Genomic DNA, 19,060 nt, shown 5'->3' on the forward strand with positions numbered 1-19,060 from the left:
GCTGACCTCCTGGTTTTAAATTCCGACCTTCTTTTTCTTCTATGACAATCGCTCAGATCATGTTCACGGCCTTCGTCGGCCTCACGCTCCTTATCACCTTCTACGCTGCCAAAAAGAACACGGGGGCCAGCGCCTACTTCGCGGCGGGCCGCAGCATCACCGGCTGGCAGAACGGTCTTGCCGTCGCAGGTGACTACATGAGCGCCGCCTCTTTCCTTGGCATCTCGGGCGCTATTTGCTTCTCCGGCTATGACGGTTTCATGTACTCCGTCGGCTTCCTGGTGGCCTACATCACCGTGCTGCTCATCGTGGCAGAGCCGCTGCGCAATGCGGGCAAATACACCATGGCGGACCTTCTGGCCTACCGCCTGAAGCCTCGTCCGGTGCGCGCGCTGGCTTCCCTCAGCACGCTGGTGGTCTCCACCATCTACATGATCGCGCAGATGGTCGGCGCGGGCGGCATCATCGAGCGCCTGATCAATGTTCAGTTCGCGCCCGCGGTGATTGGCGTGGGCGTGCTCATGCTGGTGTATGTGGTCTTTGGCGGCATGCTGGCCACCACCTGGGTGCAGATCATCAAGGCGCTGCTGCTCATCGCAGGCGCGCTGCTTCTTAGCTTCCTGGTGCTGAAGCACCACCACTTCAGCTTCTCCGAGTTCTTCACCTCTGTTTCCAAAGCCGACTACGGTGGCACCGCGGAACCGAAAAACCTCATGCAGCCTGGCTTGAAATATGGCGTGGCCGCCGCCGGTCCGTGGGGGCCGCTGGATCTCATTTCCCTCTGCCTCGGCCTCGTGCTGGGCACCGCCGGCCTGCCGCACATTCTCGTGCGTTTTTACACCGTGCCAGATGCCAAGACCGCGCGCTCCAGCGTGGTGTGGGCCATGGCCATCATCGGCCTGTTCTACATCATGACCACCTTCTTTGGGTTCGGTGCCGCCACCATCCTCAAGAAGGCGGACATCACCACCGCCCTTGGCAAGCCTGACATCAACATGGTCGCGCCCATCCTGGCCGGACATCTGGGCGGGGAGTACTTCTTCGCCTTCATCAGCGCCGTCGCCTTTGCCACAATCCTTGCCGTGGTTGCGGGCCTGACCATGAGCGCCAGCGCCAGCTTCGCGCATGACTTCTATTCCAACGTCATTCACCACGGCAAAACAAGCCGTCCGGGAGCCGAAATGAAAGTCGCGCGCATCACCGCCTTCTGCGTGGGCGCGGTCAGCATCGGCATCGCCATCTTCCTCGGCCCCAGCGTGAACACCGCCTTCCTCGTCGGCCTGGCCTTTGCCGTGGCTGCCAGCGCCAACCTGCCGGTGATCATCTTCAGTGTGTTCTGGAAGCGCTTCAACACCTCGGGCGCAGTGGCCGGCCTCAGCGTGGGCCTGCTCTCCTCCATCATCCTGATTTTGCTCAGCCCGAACGGCATCTTCGGCAAAGCCGGCGCCATCTTCCCATTGGAAAATCCGGGCATCGTGAGCATCCCCATCGGTTTCCTGGCCGCTTATCTTGGTACCATCTTCACCGCACGTGATCTCGAAGCCGAGGCCAAGTTCGCCGAGCTAACCGTTCGCGCCCACACCGGCCTCGGTGCGGAGAAGGCGACCTCGCATTGATCAACTTCAAGGAGGGGGACCATCTTGGTCCCCTGTTTGGTAGCAAAGGACGTGCACCGCTCACAGCCCCGGACTGCTCTGCATAATCCCACCATCCGCAAAGATGGTGGTCGCCGTCAGGTAGCTCGCCCCATCACCGGCTAGAAACGCGACGAGGTTCGCAATCTCCTCCGGCTTTGCCACGCGGCCGAGCGGAATGGAGGCATCGAGTTTTTTTAACAGCGCCTCATCGCTCATCGTTACGCTGTTGATCGGTGTGGACACAGCACCGGGTCCCACGCCGACCACGAGAATGTTGTGCGGCGCCAGTTCCACGCCTGCCGTACGCGTCAGCATGCGCATGCCGCCTTTGGACAGGCAGTACGCCGTGTTGCCCGGCATGGGCCAGTCTTCATGCACGGAGCTAATGTTGATGATGCGCCCGCCGCCGCCCTGCTTGATCATCTGCTGCGCTGCGAGTTGCGTGCCGAAAAACGCGCTTTTGAGATTAATGGAAAGCACCCGGTCATACTGCTCCTCCGTCGTGTCGAGAACGGAGGTGCGGGTTTCCACGCCGGCGTTGTTGACCATGATGTCCACCCGGCTAAAGGCCTCCACCGCCTGGGCAAACAGCGCCTGCAGCTCGGTAACCTTGCTGACATCTGCCTTCACGCCGATGACGCAGTTGCCCAGCGCACGCACCTGGGTTTCGAGTTTTTCGGTGGCCTCCGGATGCACGAGATAGTCGATGACGATGTTCGCGCCCTGGCGCGCGAGTTCCAAGACGATCGCGAGGCCGATGCCGCTGTTGCCTCCGGTGACGATGGCGGTTTTGCCTTTGAGATTCATTGTACGTTGTCCTTGCTGGGTTCGGGGTGGCTGAAGAGACGAAACAAAAAGACCAGCGCGGGCAGCAGCAGCACAGCGCCAATGCCCAGAGCCAGGCTGAGCAGACGCAGTGTGGCCTCCGGCGCGGCGCTGGCATGGAAGGTGACGTCCGGCTTGATCAGGTGAGGGTACTGCGAAGCGCTCCAGCTCGTGATCATAAGAGCGACCTGCATCACCGCGGCCGCACGTGCGAGCACGATCCTGCGCCACCACAGCGCCAGCCATGCCGCCAATGCACAGGCACCTGCGCAGCCCAGCAACAGCAGTTCCCAGCCCTGATTCCAGTCACGAAACAAATCGGGCGCTCCCTCCTTCGCAGTGAGAAAAGCCATCAGTGCTGCCGGAACGACCGCCAGTCCTGCACCTAGAGCACGCCGCCGGAAATCATTCTGCAGTTCAGCATCGTTACGCGTGTACAGCGTCAGGTAGATGGCCGCCAGGTAGGCGCACAACACCAGCGCCAGAGCGCCGCATGCAAAGGCAAACGGCGTCAGCCATCCGGCAAGAAAACCCGAAGAGATGCGGTCTCCGGCGCGGCGGATGTCTCCAGTGGAAAGCGCGCCAAGCACCATGCCCTGCAGAAACGGCGTGAAGAAGCAGGCGGCTCCAAACACCGCGCCCCAGAGATGCCGCACTCCTTTGCCTTGGGAGTCGTAGTTTCGGAAAATGAAAGCCGAGCCACGCAGCACGATGCCTCCCAGCATCAGCGTGAAGGGAATGTGCAGCGCCGTCATCAGCACGGCGAATGCGGGTGGAAAGGCGGTGAAAAGCAGCACGATGATCAGAATGAGCCACACGTGATTCGCCTCCCACACCGGCTTGATTGCCGCGGCGATGGCCTTTCGTTGCATCTCGGCACGCGGCCCACGCGCCAGCAGATCCCACATGCCTCCTCCAAAATCCGCACCGCCCAGAACCACGTAGAGGATCAGGGAGCACAGCATGAAAGCGATGATGATCATTTCATCCATGGCGAGTGTTCAGGCAGGAGTGTCGGTCGTTTCGAGAAACTGCCGCCGCATCAGGACGACGAGCACGATGGAAAGAAAAAAATACAGCAGCGTGAAGGCGAAGAAGGGCACGGCGATGTGCTGCATGGGCGTCACTGCATCCGCCGTGCGCATGACGCCCTGAATGATCCAGGGCTGACGTCCCACCTCCGTCACCACCCAGCCCGCCTCGAGGGCTACAAATCCCAGCGGGCATACCAGCACCACCGCACGCAGCAGCCATGGGTTGTCACGCAGGGGGCGTTTTCTCCACCAGCACCCTCCCGTCCACGCCGATAAGCCGAGCAGTGCCATGCCGCAAAGAATCATCAGATCGAACGCCCAGTGTACGATGCGTACGTTCGGCCAGTCGTCGCGGGGATATTCCTCCAGTCCGGGAATGCGTGCATCGGGATCATGCGTGGCGAGGAAGCTCAGGCCCTTCGGTATCCGCACCGCGTACTCGATGGTCTGCCGTTCATCATTTGGAACGCCGCCGAGGGACAAAGGCGCACCTTTCCCTGTGTGGTAGTGCGCCTCCATCGCAGCGAGCTTGACCGGCTGCAGTTTTGCCACACTGCGCGCGCTGTAGTCACCGCTCACGATCTGCAACGGCGCGCTGACGCAGGCGGTGACGAGCGCAATGCCCAGCGCGGCCCGATGAAACTCGCTGCTGCGATCCCGCAGAAGAAAGAAGGCATGCACACCCGCCACCGCAAAACCCAGAGCCACCAATGCTGCCAGTGTCATGTGCAGCACCTGATGCAGACTGCCCGGATTGAGCATCGCCGCGATGGGATCGATCTCAATGAACCTGCCGTTCACCCTCTTGAATCCAGCAGGCGCATTCATCCATGCATTGGCCGTCACCACAAACACTCCCGAGAGAATGCCGCTCGCCGCCAGCACCACACCAGCAAGCCAGTGCATCAGCGGCGAGATGCGCTTCCAGCCATAGAGATAAATGCCGAGGAAAATGGCCTCCGAAAAAAAGGCGAAACCCTCCAGAGAAAACGGCATGCCAATGATCGCGCCTGCTTCCTTCATGAAGCCGGGCCAGAGCAGCCCCAGCTCAAAGGAGAGCACCGTGCCTGAAACAGCGCCCACCGCAAAAAGAATGGCGGTGCCTCGTGCCCAGCGTTTGCAGAGGTCCAGATACACCGGCCGGCCGGTGCGCAGGTGCAGCCACTCGGCGGCACACATCAGCACCGGCATGCCGATTCCCATGGCCGCAAAGATGATGTGAAAGGCCAGCGACATCGCCATCTGCGAACGGGCGTAGTCGAGATCATTCATGCGGGGTGCGATGGAGGCACGGCCATCCACAGGCATCGCTTCTCACCGCCTTCGCGGCCTTGGAAATCAAGACCAGAGCAGCTGCGCTGCGCCGTCCGTCCACGCGGCGGTGATCGTCCCTTTTTGATGCTGCGGATGTGCCAGCCGCCACTTTGCCAGCGGAGTCACCACGAGGCGCTCCAGCGCACGCTGCAGCGGACGCGCGCCAAAGCGATGATCATAGCCATCCTGGATGAGCTTTTCCAGCAAAGCGTCACTCCATTCCAGTTTCAATCCGGCGGCAGACAGACCTTCGCGCTGGGACAGGTCCTGAAGTTCCTTCAGCGCGATTTCTCGCACGTGTTCTTTCGTCAGCGCATCAAACGTCACCACCGCATCAAGGCGGTTGAAAAACTCGGGCCGGAAAAATTTCTTCACCGCGCCCTCGAAACCGGGCGCAACATTTTCAGCACCAAAACCCATCGCGCCCTTCGCGCTGGCCCCGAGATTGGAGGTCATCACGATGATGGCGCTGCGGAAGTCCGTCACACGGCCAAAGCGATCGGTGATGCGCCCTTCATCGAGCAGACCCAGCAGCACGTCATAGACTTCTGCGGCTGCTTTTTCGACTTCATCAAACAGCAGCACGCTGAAGGGCTGTCGGCGCAGCTTTTGAATCCACGAGGCAGCATCCCCATTCGGAGCATGAAGCAGGCGGTTCGCAGCGCCCCAGCCGCTGTACTCGCTCATGTCCAGCCGAACGAGGCGTTCCTTCTCAGCACCGGCTCCAAAGCAAAACTCCGCCATCGCACGCGCAAGCGCGGTCTTGCCCACACCCGTGGGTCCGCAGAAGAGCAGCACACCCTGAGGCCTGCCAGGATCTGTCATGCCCGCCTTGATGCTGGTGATGACACGAGACGCGGCATCCACCGCACCGTCTTGGCCGATGATCTGCCGCGAGAGCGTGGCGTGAACATCTGGCAGAGGCAGCGTCACCTCATCGCGCAGCAGCAGCTCAGGCAGTCCGGTCTGTTGAATGAACAGCGCCATCACATCATCGCATGAAATCTGGCGTGACTCCAAAGGTCTGCGTGCTGCTTGCTCCGCCAGCTTGCGAATGAAAGCCGACGCCGGTCCTGGAAACGCCGCATAGGGCTGGAAGCGACGAAACAAACGGTGCACCAACGTCACGCTGCCAGCCGCAAACTCAAGCCTGCTGGCGGTGGAGCAGGCATGCGCCACACGCTCCAGCACCGAGAGCGCGTCGGCATCCGCAAACGGCGGCACGTGGATGATCTGAAACACATCCAGCAGGCCCGGCATGAGCCGACGGCAGGCATCCACCTCCGCAGGCGTGGCCTCGGCGACCATGTGCAGATCACGGCGCTGCAAATACGGCAGCAGAAAAGCGCCCACGCTGTCATTGGCCTCGGTGCCACCCACACGCAGCAGCTCCAGCAGGTTCTCCACACAGAAGATGCCTTCGATCTCGCTGAGGCGCCTGATGAACTCCTCACAGCGTTCCTCCCATTGGCCAAGGTATTTCATGCCGGCGATCATGCGCGCGCCGCTGCCACGCCAGCAGCGCCAGGTGCGCATGGATTTGTCCGCCTCATCCTCCGTGCTCAGCCGCGCCATGCGGCGCGCGGCATCGGAGATGATCGTACTCTTGCCGCTGCCGGCCGCGCCGACGAGCAGCACATGCGCGCGCTCATGCGTCAGTTTGCCTAGCAGTGCCATCACCTGCGCATCGCGGCCATAAGCAGCGGACTGGTTGCCACGCTCATGCAGCAGAGGATCCGCCACGGTGAAGAGCACCTGCATGTCCTCGCGTTCACGCATGGGTGTCTGGCGTGATGAAGTCCTAACATCGCGTACGGTGACCTTGTCCAGCCATGCGCCGCGCGGCGGCAGTTTCAGCGCCAGATCAGCCGGCGTCTGTCCGGTGAGATGATCCTTCACGTAGTGCCGCACCAGATCCTTGAGCTGTGCCTCGTTGTGAAAGTGAAAGCGCAGCTCCAGCACCGGTACTTCGCACACAGGAAGCCCGTTCTCCGCCTTTCCCGTTACGCAGGGCACACGCAGCGTCACCGTCTCCGGTGCCGGGATGAGGCGATGCTCCGTCTCGTCCTTGTACTGCGCCCGCACGTCCACCTTCACCTCGCGCAACTGCGGCTCCAGCAGCTCCGCGCTGATGCTGTACGATTCATGTTCCGCCCGCCAGTCCAGCGCTTCGCCAAGCTGCCGCAGCACCTCCTGCTGCGTGCTGCCGTAGGCCGTGGCACCGCGATAGTCTCCGACGAGCAGGCCCGTGACACCACCGCTGGCATCTCGCCAGAGCAGAACAGGATAAACGTGCGTGGCCATGGTGCGGGGTTAGAGTTGAGGTTGCAGCAAATCCGCCAGCTCTACTGGCAACGGCAGCGCAGGCAGATGAAACGCGCGAAATTCGTCAGCACCACCCCCATCCGCCAGCAGCAGGCCGGTTCGATGAGAGAGCAGCTGATGATCGCGCAGCAGCGTCATGACCAGCGAGGCCTCCGTTGCCGCAGCGGTACTTTGGTTCATCGCCTCCAGTGATTCACACGACGCAAGGCTGAGCTCCAGTGTCTGAAGCGTGCCATCTTCATCACGCGCCCAGAGGCCGGATTGAAACGGGCTGAGGTAATCGCTGATGTGAGGAGTCTGTTTGACCTCGGTACCCCAATGGCTTTGCAGCAGGGTTCTTACCAGCTGCTGGATTATCATGGCATGCTCCAAAGCAGAGGGGCCCTGACCGCGAATTAGCAGGCCCACGGCTTCATCTTGGTAAGGCTCGGAAAGCATCAGCTCCAGGAGCGCGAGTTCGCGCATGGCGGCAAACATCGGGGTCTCGATGATGTCGTGATCTTGTGTGTCGGATTCGGCAAAATGGCTGTCATGCAGCTCGGCCTCTTTTTCACGATTGAAACGAGGGTCGCTGATGCTGTCATATTGACGCACCAAAATCTTCACCGGCCTTGCTCGCGAGACTGACATCGCGCGGCCCTGTTTGGCGGGTTTGGCATGGAGGCTGGCTTTGGCGGCGGTGAGGAGGCGTTCGACGCGCTTCACCTGTTCGCGGCAGTGGTAGTAGCGTTCCTGGGCGGGAGTGAGGGCGCTGAGCTCCACGGTGCCTGTGGGGGCATGGTCTTCGATTTGATCCATGAGGCGGTCCAGGGCGTCGTTGGCGGCATCCAGCAGGGCGTGCTTGTCCACCTCATCGCGCGACAGGCGTTCGGGCCAGAAGACGTTGCGCTGCGCAGGCTGCAAGGCATGGGTGTGCAGGGAGAATCGGTCTGTAACGCAGCGCAGTTCGATCTTCAGCGGAATGCCCGGCGCGCGAGCGGCGAGATCGGCGGCGAGGGGCTGGGCGACTTCGCGCTCGATGACGCGTTTCAGGGCGCGTGCGCCTAGCTGCGGGTGATGACCCAGCTCGACCAGTTTGGCGGCGGCAGCGTCGGTGAAGCTGAACATGCACTGGCGCTGGCGCAGGCCATCGCGCTTCAGCACCTCGGCCAGCAGACGGCTGGCGATGGCAGCGAGATGTTCGCGGGTCAGCTCACGGAACGGGAGGACGCGGTCGAGGCGGTTGAAGAATTCGGGGCGGAAGAATTTCTCGGCTGCTTTGATGTAGCTGGCTTCCACCTCAAGCTCCTTTGCGTTGCCAAAGCCGATGTGCGATCCGGCCTCGCGCACGCCGAGATTGGAGGTGAGCAAAATGACGCTGCTGGTGAAGTCCGCCACCCGGCCCATGGCATCGCTGAGGCGGCCTTCGTCCAGAACACCGAGCAGCATGTCGAAGACTTCGGGCGCGGCTTTTTCGATCTCATCAAACAGCACCACGGAAAATGGCTGGCGGCGCACAGCACCGGTTAGCAGGCCATCGGGCTGGGAAGGGGTGCCGGTGAGACGGAGCACGGCGCTGGAGTCCACCATTTCATTCATGTCAAAACGCAGCAGGCGGTCGGCGTGGCCGAAGAGGTGCTGGGCCAGAGCTTTGGCGCACTGGGTCTTGCCCACGCCGGTGGGACCCAGCAGGAGAAAGGCCGCCAGCGGCCGACGCGGATCGTTCAAGCGTGCTTTGAGCTTCAGCAGCACATCGGCAAAAGCGTGCAGCACGGTGTCCTGTCCGGAAACCTGCCGCTGCAGAGCTTTGACGATGCTCTCACGATCCAGCGCCTGAGATTGGTCGAGCATGGAAAGCTGGAGGCCGCTGCGGTCGCGGAACTCCTCCAGCGCCGCGGCGCGGTCGCAGGGCTTGCTGGCATGCTTCACGGCCAGCCGATGGAGGAAGCCTGCGGCCTTGCCAGGAAAGGCTGCGTCACTCGCGAAACGACGGTGCAGTTCATAGCTGGTCGGCACCACATCGAGCGTGAAGGCGCAGTCGTGCTGACGCTCCAGTTCGCGTGCCGCGCTCACCAGAATGCGCAGCGTGTCTGCCTCGCCTGGCTCCAACACGGGCACGACGTGAAACAGATCCGCCAGCGTGCGATCGCGCTCGCGCAGGACGCGCCAGGATTCGGGGGTGATCTCGGCTAGCAGGCGCATGGAGCGCCTTTCAAGGCGTGGCTTGAGAAGCTGGGCCACGTTCAGATCACTGTTCGCGCTCTGCCCGGCGGTAAAGAGGCCGGGCAGGTCTTCGAGGTAGAGCACGGAGTCGCTGCGCTCCACGTGGTCGCAGATGGCCTGCACGCGCTGCTGCCACTGACCGACGTAGCTCATGCCGCTGATCATGCGCATGGGAGAGACGAGCCAGACGTTGCGCCGCCGCGTCCATTCCTTGTCCGCCATCATGCGCCAGATCAGCTCCTGCACGATGGCGGTCTTGCCGACCTGGCGCGGACCCACGAGGAGAATGGCGCGCTTGTCCGGCAAACGCAGCCAGCGCTCCAGATCCGTCACCTCGGCATCGCGTCCAATGGCACGGGGCAGATCATCGGGATAAAGGGAGTTCAGGAGGCGGCCCACCTTGCGCAGTTCGGTTTCGCCGTCCGGTTTTTTGTCATCGCCACCGAAGATGGAGGCGCGTTTGGCAGGCTTGGCCTCGAACGCATTCAGGACAGGTTTGACCTTCAGCTCGATGGCGGTGAGGCGCGCCTTGCCCGAGGTGGGGATGGCGAAATCATCGAGGTCCACAACATCGCCGTTCTTCTCCAGTTCGCGGCAATGTTGCGTGAGCACCTCGGCGGCGCGTTCGTTCAGGCGCTGGTCTTTGAGCACTTCGAAATGCAGCTCCGGCAGCCGGGGTGTGAACCAAAGCGTGCGCCCGAGCGCCTCATACCCGGCAAAGAAAAAGCGCCGGTGGTGCGAGCCGGTTTTCAGCTCGATGCGCAGATCCAGAGTCGCCGTGGTATATTCTGGCAGGAGGCACCAGCGTGCGAATTCGTCATGGCGGGTGGCGCGGGAAAAGTCCAGCAGCATCCTTTGCAGCTCTGCCTGGAGCTGGGTGAGCGCGCGCTGCAGCTTCTCCGATTTGCGCACAGGCTCCTCTTTCTGCAAAGGGCGCACCACAAACAGCGGCGCCTCGCCGCTGCCGCGCGGATGCTCCTCGATGTAGATGGGCAGCGTGATCGTCATGCCAGGTCCTCCACGGCTTTCGCCAGTCTTGCCTCGATGAGGCGGCACATGGCCGCATCCGGTCCGGAGCGCGACCAGGTGGAGTCTTCCATGACGGCGTCCGAGATGGTCCGTTCGTCGGCTTTGAAAGTGCGGCGCAGCTTTGCGGATTTGTCGTTGATGGCTCCGCCACGATGAATCCCCGCGGGCGGTGTGTATTCGGCGAGGCAGGTGGCGCCAGCCTCCACGAGGCAGAGATAACTCACGGCCTTGGCCAGGAGCTTGTGCAGACCGCCCTCGAGCAGGAATCGCGGATAAAACAGGTCTCCACGCAGATGCATGATGGCGCCCACCCAGCCGCCCGGCGGCTTCTCCATGGGCGCGCCTGGATTCTTGGGCGGCTCGCGGCGGGGCTTGCTGTCCGGCAGATCATGACCTTCCGGCGGCCGCACAAACTCGAAGGCCATGAGTTTCCCCCCGAGCGCGGCGGCGTGCGCGAGGTAAATGCTGATCATCTGCTGCATCCAGTCGCGGTGCTCGCTGTAGATGGCGATGACGATGTCGTCCGGCTGAGGGAAGCTGAAGCGGAAAAAATCGCGCTGCAGGCACAGCCGTTCGCTTTGGATCTCCGTCTGGCTTTGCTGCAAAGCCGGGGCATCAAAACAACCGGCGAGGTGGAAGGTGCCGAGCGTCTCGGTCTCCAGCGCATCCATGCGCTGTGTGAGGGCGCTCAGTTCAGACAAAACACGGCGCAGCTGCCCGAGCCGTGTCAGGCGTGACTGCTCTTCCGGACTGAGCCAGGTGCGTTTGGCGCTGCGGCGCTCCAGCATGGCGAGCAAAGGCACTTCATTTTCCAGCGCAGAGACCGTGGAACTGCGCGCCAGCTTTGACAGACGACGGCGCAATGCGAGCACGCCATCCGCCAGCTCCACCGCGCGCTGGGTGGCTGCGGCGTCTTCTTTGGCCTGACGCTGGCGCACCTCAATGACGAGACTTCCTTTGACCACGTTCACCGAAGCCACCAGCGGCTGGCGATGGCCGTGCTGCCAGATGCTCCTCCACACCGGGGCCGAGACGCAGATCGACATCGCGCAGGCGGATGCCGTCGCGCTGGCGCAGGAGATCCAGATGCCGGCGCGTGACACGCAGCATGAGATCGCGGCTGAGCGCATGAAAGCGCAGGATGGCACCGAGGCGGTTGTAAATCTCCGGGCGCAGAAACTGCCGTGCCGCCTCGTCAAAGTGGCCGCCACCGTCATCGCCCTCACTTTTGGCGAAGCCCATGGAGCCGCGCTGAAACTCACGCGCGCCGAGGTTCGAAGTCATGATGACCACGGTGTTGCAAAAATCCGCGGAACGCCCAGCGGCATCCGTGAGACGGCCATCGCCGAGGATTTGCAGCAGGAGATCGAAGAAGGCGGGATCCGCTTTTTCAAACTCATCAAACAGCAGCACGCTGAAAGGTTGTTCGCGCACACGTGCGGTTAGAAGGCCTTCCGCCTGGCCAAGGCCGCCGATGAGACGCTGCACGGAGACGGCATCGCTGAACTCGCTCAGATCAAAGCGTGCCAGGCGGCTGGCGCTGCCAAAGAGGAATTCGGCGAGCGATTTGGCCAGCTCTGTTTTGCCGGTGCCGGTGGGTCCGACAAACAGAAAGGAAGCCAGCGGCTGCTTGGGGCGGTTCAGGCGCGCCTTGATGGTGGCCAGCAGATCGAGCACGGCCTCGACCGCCTCTGGCTGGCCGATGACGCGGTGGGTGAACCAAGTGCGCGTGGCGTCCAGATCGAGCGGGAGCTCGTCTTTGAGAAGCACTTCCGGCAGGCCGGTTTCGCGGGTAAATGCAGCAGTGACTTGTTCAAGCGTGAGCAGCGTCTTCTGACCGGCGGGCTGCTCGGTGACGAGGGTGGTCAGGAAGCGGATGGGCCTGCCGGGATTGGCGGAGTAGGTGGCGTAACGCTGGTGGAGGCGGTGGAGCCAGTCGAGCGCGGGAGCTGACTGCGCGTGATCGCTGTCCTTTCGCGCGAGATGATGAAACACCTGCCCGAGAATTTTGCGGGTGACGGCAGGCGCAGGCTCCGGCACGCGGACGTGGACGAAAGCGCCGGCGATGTGGGGATCGCGCCGCTCAATGATGGCAAGCTGCTCCGGTGTACATTCCGCGATGGCGAGCAGCTCGCCGCGCGCGATGGAGGGGCGCAAAAAGCTGGCGATGCTCTGCGCATTGGCGCTGTGCTGGCCGACTTCCATCAGCTCGACGAGACTGCCAAGATGCAGCACGGCCTTGGTGCTGGCCGCCTCGCGGCAAAGATCGCGGCAGCGCTCCTGCCACTGGCCAAAGCCGCTCTGCCCTGCGATGAGCTGCGAGCCACTGGTGCTCCAAAGATCGATGGTGTGCACACGCGCGAGTTCACGCACGGCTGCTGTCTTGCCAACGCCGGGCGGGCCGATGAGCAGCACGCTGGCGGGCTGGCGCGACTCCAGCGCCTCGCGCATGAGCTGCAGCGTGGCCTCCATTTCAAAAGCGGGCATCACCTTTTGCTGCCCCAGCTTTTGCGCCACCTCCTTGAGCACGGACTTGATTTTCTTCTCGCCGTTCTTGCTGATCTCCAACTCGCGCGGTGTCTGAATGTGTGTGCTGACGCTGATGGACTCCACACGCAGGGTCTGCACGCATTGGGAGAGCACGAGCTGCTTCAATGACACGCGCTTCACGCGATCCACCAGCGTGAGCCGCACGTGGGCCTCCACGCGCGCGGGGATCTGCTCCGGCTTTGCTGCGATGACTTGTACTCCAAGCACGGGGACAAAGGCCAGATAAAGATCGTCCGCTTCGGTCCAGGTAATGTAGTCAAAACGCAGCTCCACGGGCGCTTTCCAGTCCGCGCGTTTCTTGGTGGGCTCGAGCATGAGCGTGATGTGCTCGACGCGCGCATCCTTGCCCGTCATGCGGCGGTGCAGGGAAGATGCGGGCACGGCCTCCGCATCGGCCAGCAGCGACCCGATTTTCGAGCGCAAGCCGACGGCGGCGCGGCCTGCTTTGTCGCCGAGGCTCGAGACGGTGGGGAAGCCATGAGACTCCACCAGCTCGAGGTCATCGCCTAGGCTGAGAGTGACGGCTTGGACATGGAAGGTCTGCGCAGGCATGCCTTAATGGTCTTCATGCGGACGGCTATGCTCCCGAGCATGGGAGTTCTGGCAAGCTTCATCGGTGATGCAGGCACTCATGCCTGCAAACGAGCGTCCCCAAAAGGTGTTATGCCCATTGTGGATGCGATGAGCACGGTGGGCCGCTTGTTGCGGGCAGGAGTGCCCGCATCACTTCCCATCACGTGCAGCACGGACAAGGCTGCACGAAATGTCCGGGTGCGATTTCCTTGAGCGTGAGATCCATGCCGATGCTCTGCTCCCACAGCGGATGCTTCATGCGATGGCCGAAGGCGCAGCCGGGTGGGGGATTGATGGGAGAGGGTACGTCGCCACGCAGGAGCTGGCGTTCGCGGCGTTGGGTGGGATCGGCGATGGGGATGGCATCGAGCAGCGCCTTGGTGTAGGCGTGGCGCGGGTTTTGATAAAGTTCGGTGGCGGGGGCGAGTTCGACGATTTTGCCGAGGTACATCACGGCGACGCGGTCGCTCATGTGTTTCACCACGTTGAGGCCGTGAGCGATGAAGAGGTAGCTCAGGCCCATGTCGCGCTGCAGATCGAGCAGGAGATTGAGCACCTGGCTCTGCACGGAGACGTCGAGCGCGGAGACAGGCTCGTCGCACACAATGAGCTTGGGCTTTAACGCAATGGCACGGGCGATGCCGATGCGCTGGCGCTGGCCGCCGCTGAATTCGAAGGGGAAGCGATCGGCGGAGGCGGCGCTGAGGCCGACTTTGTCGAGGAGGTCGGCCACCCATTTCTTGCGTTCCTCCTTGGTGCCGATGTTTTGCACGATGAAGGGTTCTTCCAAGATGTCGCTCACGGTGTGGCGTGGATTGAGCGATTCGGCGGGATCTTGGAAGATCATCTGGATGTGCCGGCGCATCGGGCGCAGCGCTCTCATGCTGGCGTGGGTGATGTCTCGCCCCTCGAATTGAATGCTGCCGCCGGTGGGGTTCAGCAGACGCACGATGGCTTTGCCGAGGGTGGTCTTGCCGCAGCCGGACTCGCCGACGAGGCCGAGTGTTTCGCCTGAGCCGAGCGAAAAGCTCACGCCATCGACCGCTTTGCAGGAGGCGACGGAACGCCGCAGCAGGCCGCCGCGAACGGGGAAGTGCTGCTGAAGGTTTTGGACGGTGAGAAGGCTCATGCGACGCAGATGGGGCAGTTCTCCACCCAGTGGCCTGGAGAGATTTCGACGAAGGGCGGGCGGGTGTTCAGGTGTGCTTCCGTGTGCAGACGGCCGGAGCGCTCGCCAAAACGGCAGCCGGGTTTGAAGTCAGCGATACCAGGCACGTTGCCCTGGATGGCTTTCAGTTTGGTCTTGGGCACGCTGTCGATGCGTGGGATGCTATCCAGCAGGCCTTGGGTGTATGCGTGGCGTGGTGTGGCAAAGAGTTCATGCACCCCGGCACGCTCGACGATGCGTCCCGCATACATCACGGCCACTTCATCGCAGACCTGGGCGATGACGCCGAGATCATGGGTGATGAGGACGACGCTCATGCCCATCTCCTTTTGCAAATCGGCGATGAGTTCGAGAATCTGCGCCTGCACGGTGACGTCGAGCGCAGTGGTCGGCTCGTCAGCGATGAGAAGCTTCGGCTTGTTGATCAGCGCCATGGCGATCATCACGCGCTGGCGCATGCCGCCGCTGAGCTGATGCGGGTATTCGTTGAGACGCTGCTCCGGCGCTGGAATGCGCACCTTCTGCATCATGTCGATGCTGCGCGCCAGCACGTCCGCCTTGCTGCATTGAGTGTGCAGCAGAATCGCCTCGGCAAGCTGGCGGCCCACGGTCTGCACCGGGTTCAGCGCCGTCATCGGCTCCTGGAAGATCATGCTGATGTCGTTGCCACGCACCTTCTGCATTTCTTCAAGCGGCAGAGAGGCAAGATCGCGGCCTTCAAAGTGAATGCTTCCCCCGAGAATTTTGCCATGCGGCTGCGGCAGCAGCCGAGTGATGGAGAACGCGGTGACGCTCTTGCCGCAGCCGGATTCACCGACGATGCCAAAGGTCTTGCCACGTGGCACTTCAAAGCAGATGCCGTCCACGGCCGTCATGCGGCCGGCGTCCGTGTCAAACGCGGTGACGAGGTCACGAACCTCAAGAATGCTGGAGGGTGCGGCGCTCATTATTTTCTCTGGTAGGCGTCGAACACGCGCGTGACTTCGCCAAAATCTTTGCCTTCCTTCATGGCCTCTTTCGTCTCGCGTTTGATGTCTTCATCAATCCAAAACATGTGGGCGTCGAGGGGTTCACGGCTGGCCCTGGCATTGCCGTTCTTGGGCCATTGGACCCAGCGCCAGGAGAGGTAGCGGTAGAAAGGCGATTCCCAGGCAGGGATGACGCTGGCGCGGTCTTCAATCAGCTTGGCCAGCTCCCAGGACAGCTTCTGCACCTCTTCCTCCGTCTGCGCGAGGCGATGTTTATCAATGAGGGGATCGAGAGCCGGATCAGCGGTCTGCGTCATGTTGTTGGTGTCGGTGACGATTTCACGCTTGCCGTCCTTGCCGATCTTGAAGGCATTGGAGGAATGGTAGTCATCCCAGAAGCGTGGGTAAGGCGGCCGGGCACCGAAGCCGGCGAAAGCCATCTCATGCTTCTTTTGATCGAGCTTCTTGTACATTTGCGTGCCATCGAGCCCTTCGATGTTCATCTCCAGGCCGGCTTTTTTGGCTTCCTCTTTGAGGCGCAGCATGATGGGCATCACCGTGCCAGTGTTGAAGGTGGTCAGCGTGAGGGAGAGACGCTTGCCTTCGGCGTTTTGCAGGATGCCATCCGGCCCAGGAATGGTGTAGCCAGCCTTGGCGAAATGCTCACGAGCCTTCACGGGATCGAAAGGGCGCGCCCGCAGGTTGGGATTGGTGTATTTGCCGAACCCGGAGACGGTGCTGTTCATCCGTGTTTTGTCACCGCGGAAATCCACCTCGATCACCTTGTCGAAATTCATGGCGTAATTGATGCCAAGACGCACATCGAGATTGTCGAGCGGGGGCTTGCTCTCGTTGAGCCGGATGCCCCAGGTGATCTGGGGGTATTCGTTGTAGAACTTGTGGCGCTCGATGTAGCCATGGTAGATCTCGGGGATCTCCGTCTTGTCGTACCAGTAGCGTGGCAGACCGGCGAGGAAGGTGTCAAACTGCCCCTGCCGGAACATCTCGAAAGCCTTGTCCTGGCTGGCGACGATCTTGTACTCGATGAAGTCCACGTTGTTGATGTAACGGAAGTTCTTCAAATCCCGTGCCCACCAGTTCTTCACGCGGCTGAGGGTGATCGAACGCCCGCGTTTCAGCAAGGCGGGATCGATCACATAAGCTCCGGTCACGGGAGTGATGCGCCACTGATAGCGTGCGGGAAAATCGGGACCCAGTTCACGATAGAAATGCTGTGGCGAAGCTGGCAGGTCGGCATACCAAAGAGGATCGGGCTTCGGTTCCGGAAGAGTGATGGAGAGGGTTTTCTCATCGTACTTGGCGATGGCGGCAAATTCCTTGGTGTACCAGTCATTGTACCAGGGGTCTTTGATGTGCGGACTGGTCATGACAAAGAAGGTCATGAAGAAGTCTTCCACCATCACCGGCTTGCCGTCAGAATAGGTCAGGTTGTCCTGAAGACGGTAGTAAACCGTCTTGCGGTCCTTGGAGATGGCCCATTCTTTGGCGAGACCAGGAATCCATTCATCCTCATCCGGATGACGTATGACGAGGCTGATCTCGATGTTGTCGTGATGCTCGCCACGAAAGGCATTGCTGGCATCCGGCCCGATTTTGCGGAAGGTGGGAGGATAGGAGGGGTGCCACTCGTGAAAAGTCCCACCCTTCTTGGCGCGTGGATCTCCGAACTCGGGCACACTGGCACCGTTTTCCCATTTCAAATCCGGCGGCAGATCCGCAGGCGTCTTCCATTGGAAGAACCGGGGCTTGGATTTCCAGTAGGCCTGCACCTCCGCGGTGTTGTCATACGGGGGAAAACGATCATCCGTGGACTTCGAGCAGGAGGAGGCCACGACTGCGCACAGCAGGACGCCAAGCGCACGCAATGTGCCCTTGAGAAGTTGTGCAGCTTGCAGCGTGGGTTGCTTCATTGGTAAGTGGTGAATTTTTTGGGATCAAAGGCTTCACGCACGGCTTCACCCACAAAGGTGACGAGCACGAGCACCAGAGTCATGGCAAAGAAGGCGCTGCTGACGATCCATGGGTAGTTGAAGTCTTCCGTGCCCTCATGCAGGAGCCGCCCCCAGCTCGGTTCTTCAGGCGGCAGGCCAAAGCCGATGTAATCCAAGCCCGCCAGTGCCGTGATGATGGCCGCGACTTCAAAGGGAGCGAGCGTCACAAGAATGGCGATGCTGTTGGGCAGGATGTGCTTGAAGATGATGCGTGCCGTTCCGGTGCCGAGCAGGCGCGCCGAGGCGACATAATCCCGCGCCTTTTCCCGCAGCACAGCGGTGCGGATGTAAATGGTCGTGCCCATCCAGCTGAAAAACGCGATGACACCCACGAGCACCGGCAGCGAAGGGCTGATGACCGAGCTGATGATCATGACGACAAACAAGAAGGGCAGAACGGAAAGGATTTCGATCAAGCGCATGCCCACCAGATCCAGCACGCCGCCAAAGTAACCGAGCGCGCCCCCTGCGGCCACACCCACAAAGAACACGAACGACACGAACAGGACCGAAGCGATGATGGACTGCTGCATGCCGCCAAAGAGTATCGCCAGGACATCGCCGCCGCTGGAAGTCGTGCCAAGAAAATGACGGCGTGAGGGAGGAGACGGCGGATAGACGACTGTCAGCATTTTGCCATCGGTTTGAGATTCGAGTGCGGCCGCCCTGCCCTCCGAATAGTCGGTGTAGGCGGTGCGCTGACCCTTTTCGAACACGCCTTTTTCCACCTGCTCATTGTTCTGGTCCCAGCCGCGCATCTCGCCCTGCTTCAGGCCATGACGAAACACCCATTCCTGGCGCTTCTGCTCCGGCTTGTCACGAAAGGTGGTGTAAGCACGCCCGTCGAAGGGTTTGGAGTCATGCACATGATAGGCGATGCCCTCGCGCAGTTCCACCTCCTCAATGGTCTCTGGCGTGTCGAGTTTGGGATCGTAGGGAACCAGAGGCAGCAGCACCCAGTTGCCCGCGCCCTTCGCACGAAACTGCCGCTGCAACTCGCGGTAATCAGTCTCGGAGTCGTCCTTCAAGCCAAAGGTGGTGGCTGGCAGCACGCCAGTCACGAAAGGAAAATAGAAGCGTCCTTCATAATGGACGGCGAGCGCCCGCTTGCCGACCACAAGGCTGTCCAGCGAAGCCAGACCGACGAGACCCAGCAGTACAAGAAAGGAGACATAACCACGACGGATGTCACGGAAGCGGCGGAACTGCTTCAAGGTCAGCGGGCTCAACTGCCAATGCCGCTGACCCTTCCAGACCAGCCATCCCCCGGCCAAAGCCAGGAGCGCCAGAAGCACCCAGCCGAAGACGGCGGCGCCCAGGAAGGGGATCTTGAAGACGGGCACTGACAAAGACAGCCCGCGCATCAATGCGCTTAGAACCGCATAGAGGAGGAGAGCGATGCCTGTGGTGCGAGGGGACATGG

At 61.6% G+C, this 19,060-nt stretch carries 12 protein-coding genes; 1 reads left to right on the plus strand and 11 read right to left on the minus strand.

Annotated elements, in window-relative coordinates:
* The first annotated feature begins 41 nt into the window (after positions 1-41).
* Positions 42-1,616, plus strand: a complete 1,575-nt coding sequence (locus ACILSR_RS09330; RefSeq protein WP_395749487.1) for a cation acetate symporter — start codon at positions 42-44, stop codon at positions 1,614-1,616.
* 60 nt (positions 1,617-1,676) lie between these two features.
* Here ACILSR_RS09330 and ACILSR_RS09335 read toward each other — a convergent pair whose 3' ends face one another.
* From ACILSR_RS09335 to ACILSR_RS09385, 11 genes are all read right to left on the minus strand, one after another.
* Positions 1,677-2,444, minus strand: a complete 768-nt coding sequence (locus tag ACILSR_RS09335; protein ID WP_395749488.1) for an SDR family NAD(P)-dependent oxidoreductase — start codon at positions 2,442-2,444, stop codon at positions 1,677-1,679.
* On the minus strand, positions 2,441-3,454 hold the full coding sequence (locus ACILSR_RS09340) for a cytochrome d ubiquinol oxidase subunit II (protein WP_395749489.1): 1,014 nt from the start codon (positions 3,452-3,454) through the stop codon (positions 2,441-2,443). Before ACILSR_RS09340 ends, ACILSR_RS09335 begins: the two co-directional genes overlap by 4 nt.
* Positions 3,455-3,463: 9 nt before the next feature.
* Positions 3,464-4,768: a cytochrome ubiquinol oxidase subunit I gene (locus tag ACILSR_RS09345; protein ID WP_395749490.1), complete on the minus strand. Its 1,305-nt coding sequence runs from the start codon at positions 4,766-4,768 to the stop codon at positions 3,464-3,466.
* Between the two features lie 66 nt (positions 4,769-4,834).
* Positions 4,835-7,114 carry an AAA family ATPase gene (locus ACILSR_RS09350; RefSeq protein WP_395749491.1) on the minus strand — a complete coding sequence of 760 codons (2,280 nt, stop codon included), beginning with the start codon at positions 7,112-7,114 and terminating at the stop codon, positions 4,835-4,837.
* A gap of 9 nt (positions 7,115-7,123) precedes the next feature.
* Positions 7,124-10,345 (minus strand): AAA family ATPase, encoded by a 3,222-nt coding sequence (locus ACILSR_RS09355; protein WP_395749492.1) that lies wholly within the window; start codon positions 10,343-10,345, stop codon positions 7,124-7,126.
* Complete coding sequence (locus ACILSR_RS09360) at positions 10,342-11,346, minus strand: hypothetical protein (protein ID WP_395749493.1); 1,005 nt, start codon at positions 11,344-11,346, stop codon at positions 10,342-10,344. The genes ACILSR_RS09355 and ACILSR_RS09360 overlap by 4 nt, the downstream gene beginning before the upstream one ends.
* Positions 11,306-13,468: an AAA family ATPase gene (locus ACILSR_RS09365; RefSeq protein ID WP_395749494.1), complete on the minus strand. Its 2,163-nt coding sequence runs from the start codon at positions 13,466-13,468 to the stop codon at positions 11,306-11,308. The genes ACILSR_RS09360 and ACILSR_RS09365 overlap by 41 nt, the downstream gene beginning before the upstream one ends.
* 181 nt (positions 13,469-13,649) lie before the next feature.
* Positions 13,650-14,618, minus strand: coding sequence for an ABC transporter ATP-binding protein (locus ACILSR_RS09370; RefSeq protein WP_395749495.1), 969 nt, complete (start codon positions 14,616-14,618; stop codon positions 13,650-13,652).
* Positions 14,615-15,604, minus strand: coding sequence for an ABC transporter ATP-binding protein (locus tag ACILSR_RS09375; RefSeq protein ID WP_395749496.1), 990 nt, complete (start codon positions 15,602-15,604; stop codon positions 14,615-14,617). Before ACILSR_RS09375 ends, ACILSR_RS09370 begins: the two co-directional genes overlap by 4 nt.
* A complete protein-coding gene (locus ACILSR_RS09380; protein ID WP_395749497.1) occupies positions 15,604-17,556 on the minus strand; it encodes an extracellular solute-binding protein in 1,953 nt (650 codons plus the stop codon). Before ACILSR_RS09380 ends, ACILSR_RS09375 begins: the two co-directional genes overlap by 1 nt.
* On the minus strand, positions 17,553-19,058 hold the full coding sequence (locus tag ACILSR_RS09385; RefSeq protein WP_395749498.1) for an ABC transporter permease subunit: 1,506 nt from the start codon (positions 19,056-19,058) through the stop codon (positions 17,553-17,555). Before ACILSR_RS09385 ends, ACILSR_RS09380 begins: the two co-directional genes overlap by 4 nt.
* Positions 19,059-19,060 lie beyond the last annotated feature (2 nt).

The sequence above is a fragment of the Prosthecobacter sp. genome (assembly GCF_044222565.1).
Classification (GTDB): Bacteria; Verrucomicrobiota; Verrucomicrobiia; order Verrucomicrobiales; family Verrucomicrobiaceae; genus Prosthecobacter.

What these genes read in the sequence shown, in the direction of transcription:
- ACILSR_RS09375 (WP_395749496.1), bottom strand. Translation starts at nt 15,604, where the DNA reads ATGAGCGCCGCACCCTCCAGCATTCTTGAGGTTCGTGACCTCGTCACC.
- ACILSR_RS09380 (WP_395749497.1), bottom strand. Translation starts at nt 17,556, where the DNA reads ATGAAGCAACCCACGCTGCAAGCTGCACAACTTCTCAAGGGCACATTG.
- ACILSR_RS09385 (WP_395749498.1), bottom strand. Translation starts at nt 19,058, where the DNA reads ATGTCCCCTCGCACCACAGGCATCGCTCTCCTCCTCTATGCGGTTCTA.
- ACILSR_RS09335 (WP_395749488.1), bottom strand. Translation starts at nt 2,444, where the DNA reads ATGAATCTCAAAGGCAAAACCGCCATCGTCACCGGAGGCAACAGCGGC.
- ACILSR_RS09330 (WP_395749487.1), top strand. Translation starts at nt 42, where the DNA reads ATGACAATCGCTCAGATCATGTTCACGGCCTTCGTCGGCCTCACGCTC.
- ACILSR_RS09355 (WP_395749492.1), bottom strand. Translation starts at nt 10,345, where the DNA reads ATGACGATCACGCTGCCCATCTACATCGAGGAGCATCCGCGCGGCAGC.
- ACILSR_RS09370 (WP_395749495.1), bottom strand. Translation starts at nt 14,618, where the DNA reads ATGAGCCTTCTCACCGTCCAAAACCTTCAGCAGCACTTCCCCGTTCGC.
- ACILSR_RS09340 (WP_395749489.1), bottom strand. Translation starts at nt 3,454, where the DNA reads ATGGATGAAATGATCATCATCGCTTTCATGCTGTGCTCCCTGATCCTC.
- ACILSR_RS09365 (WP_395749494.1), bottom strand. Translation starts at nt 13,468, where the DNA reads ATGCCTGCGCAGACCTTCCATGTCCAAGCCGTCACTCTCAGCCTAGGC.
- ACILSR_RS09350 (WP_395749491.1), bottom strand. Translation starts at nt 7,114, where the DNA reads ATGGCCACGCACGTTTATCCTGTTCTGCTCTGGCGAGATGCCAGCGGT.
- ACILSR_RS09345 (WP_395749490.1), bottom strand. Translation starts at nt 4,768, where the DNA reads ATGAATGATCTCGACTACGCCCGTTCGCAGATGGCGATGTCGCTGGCC.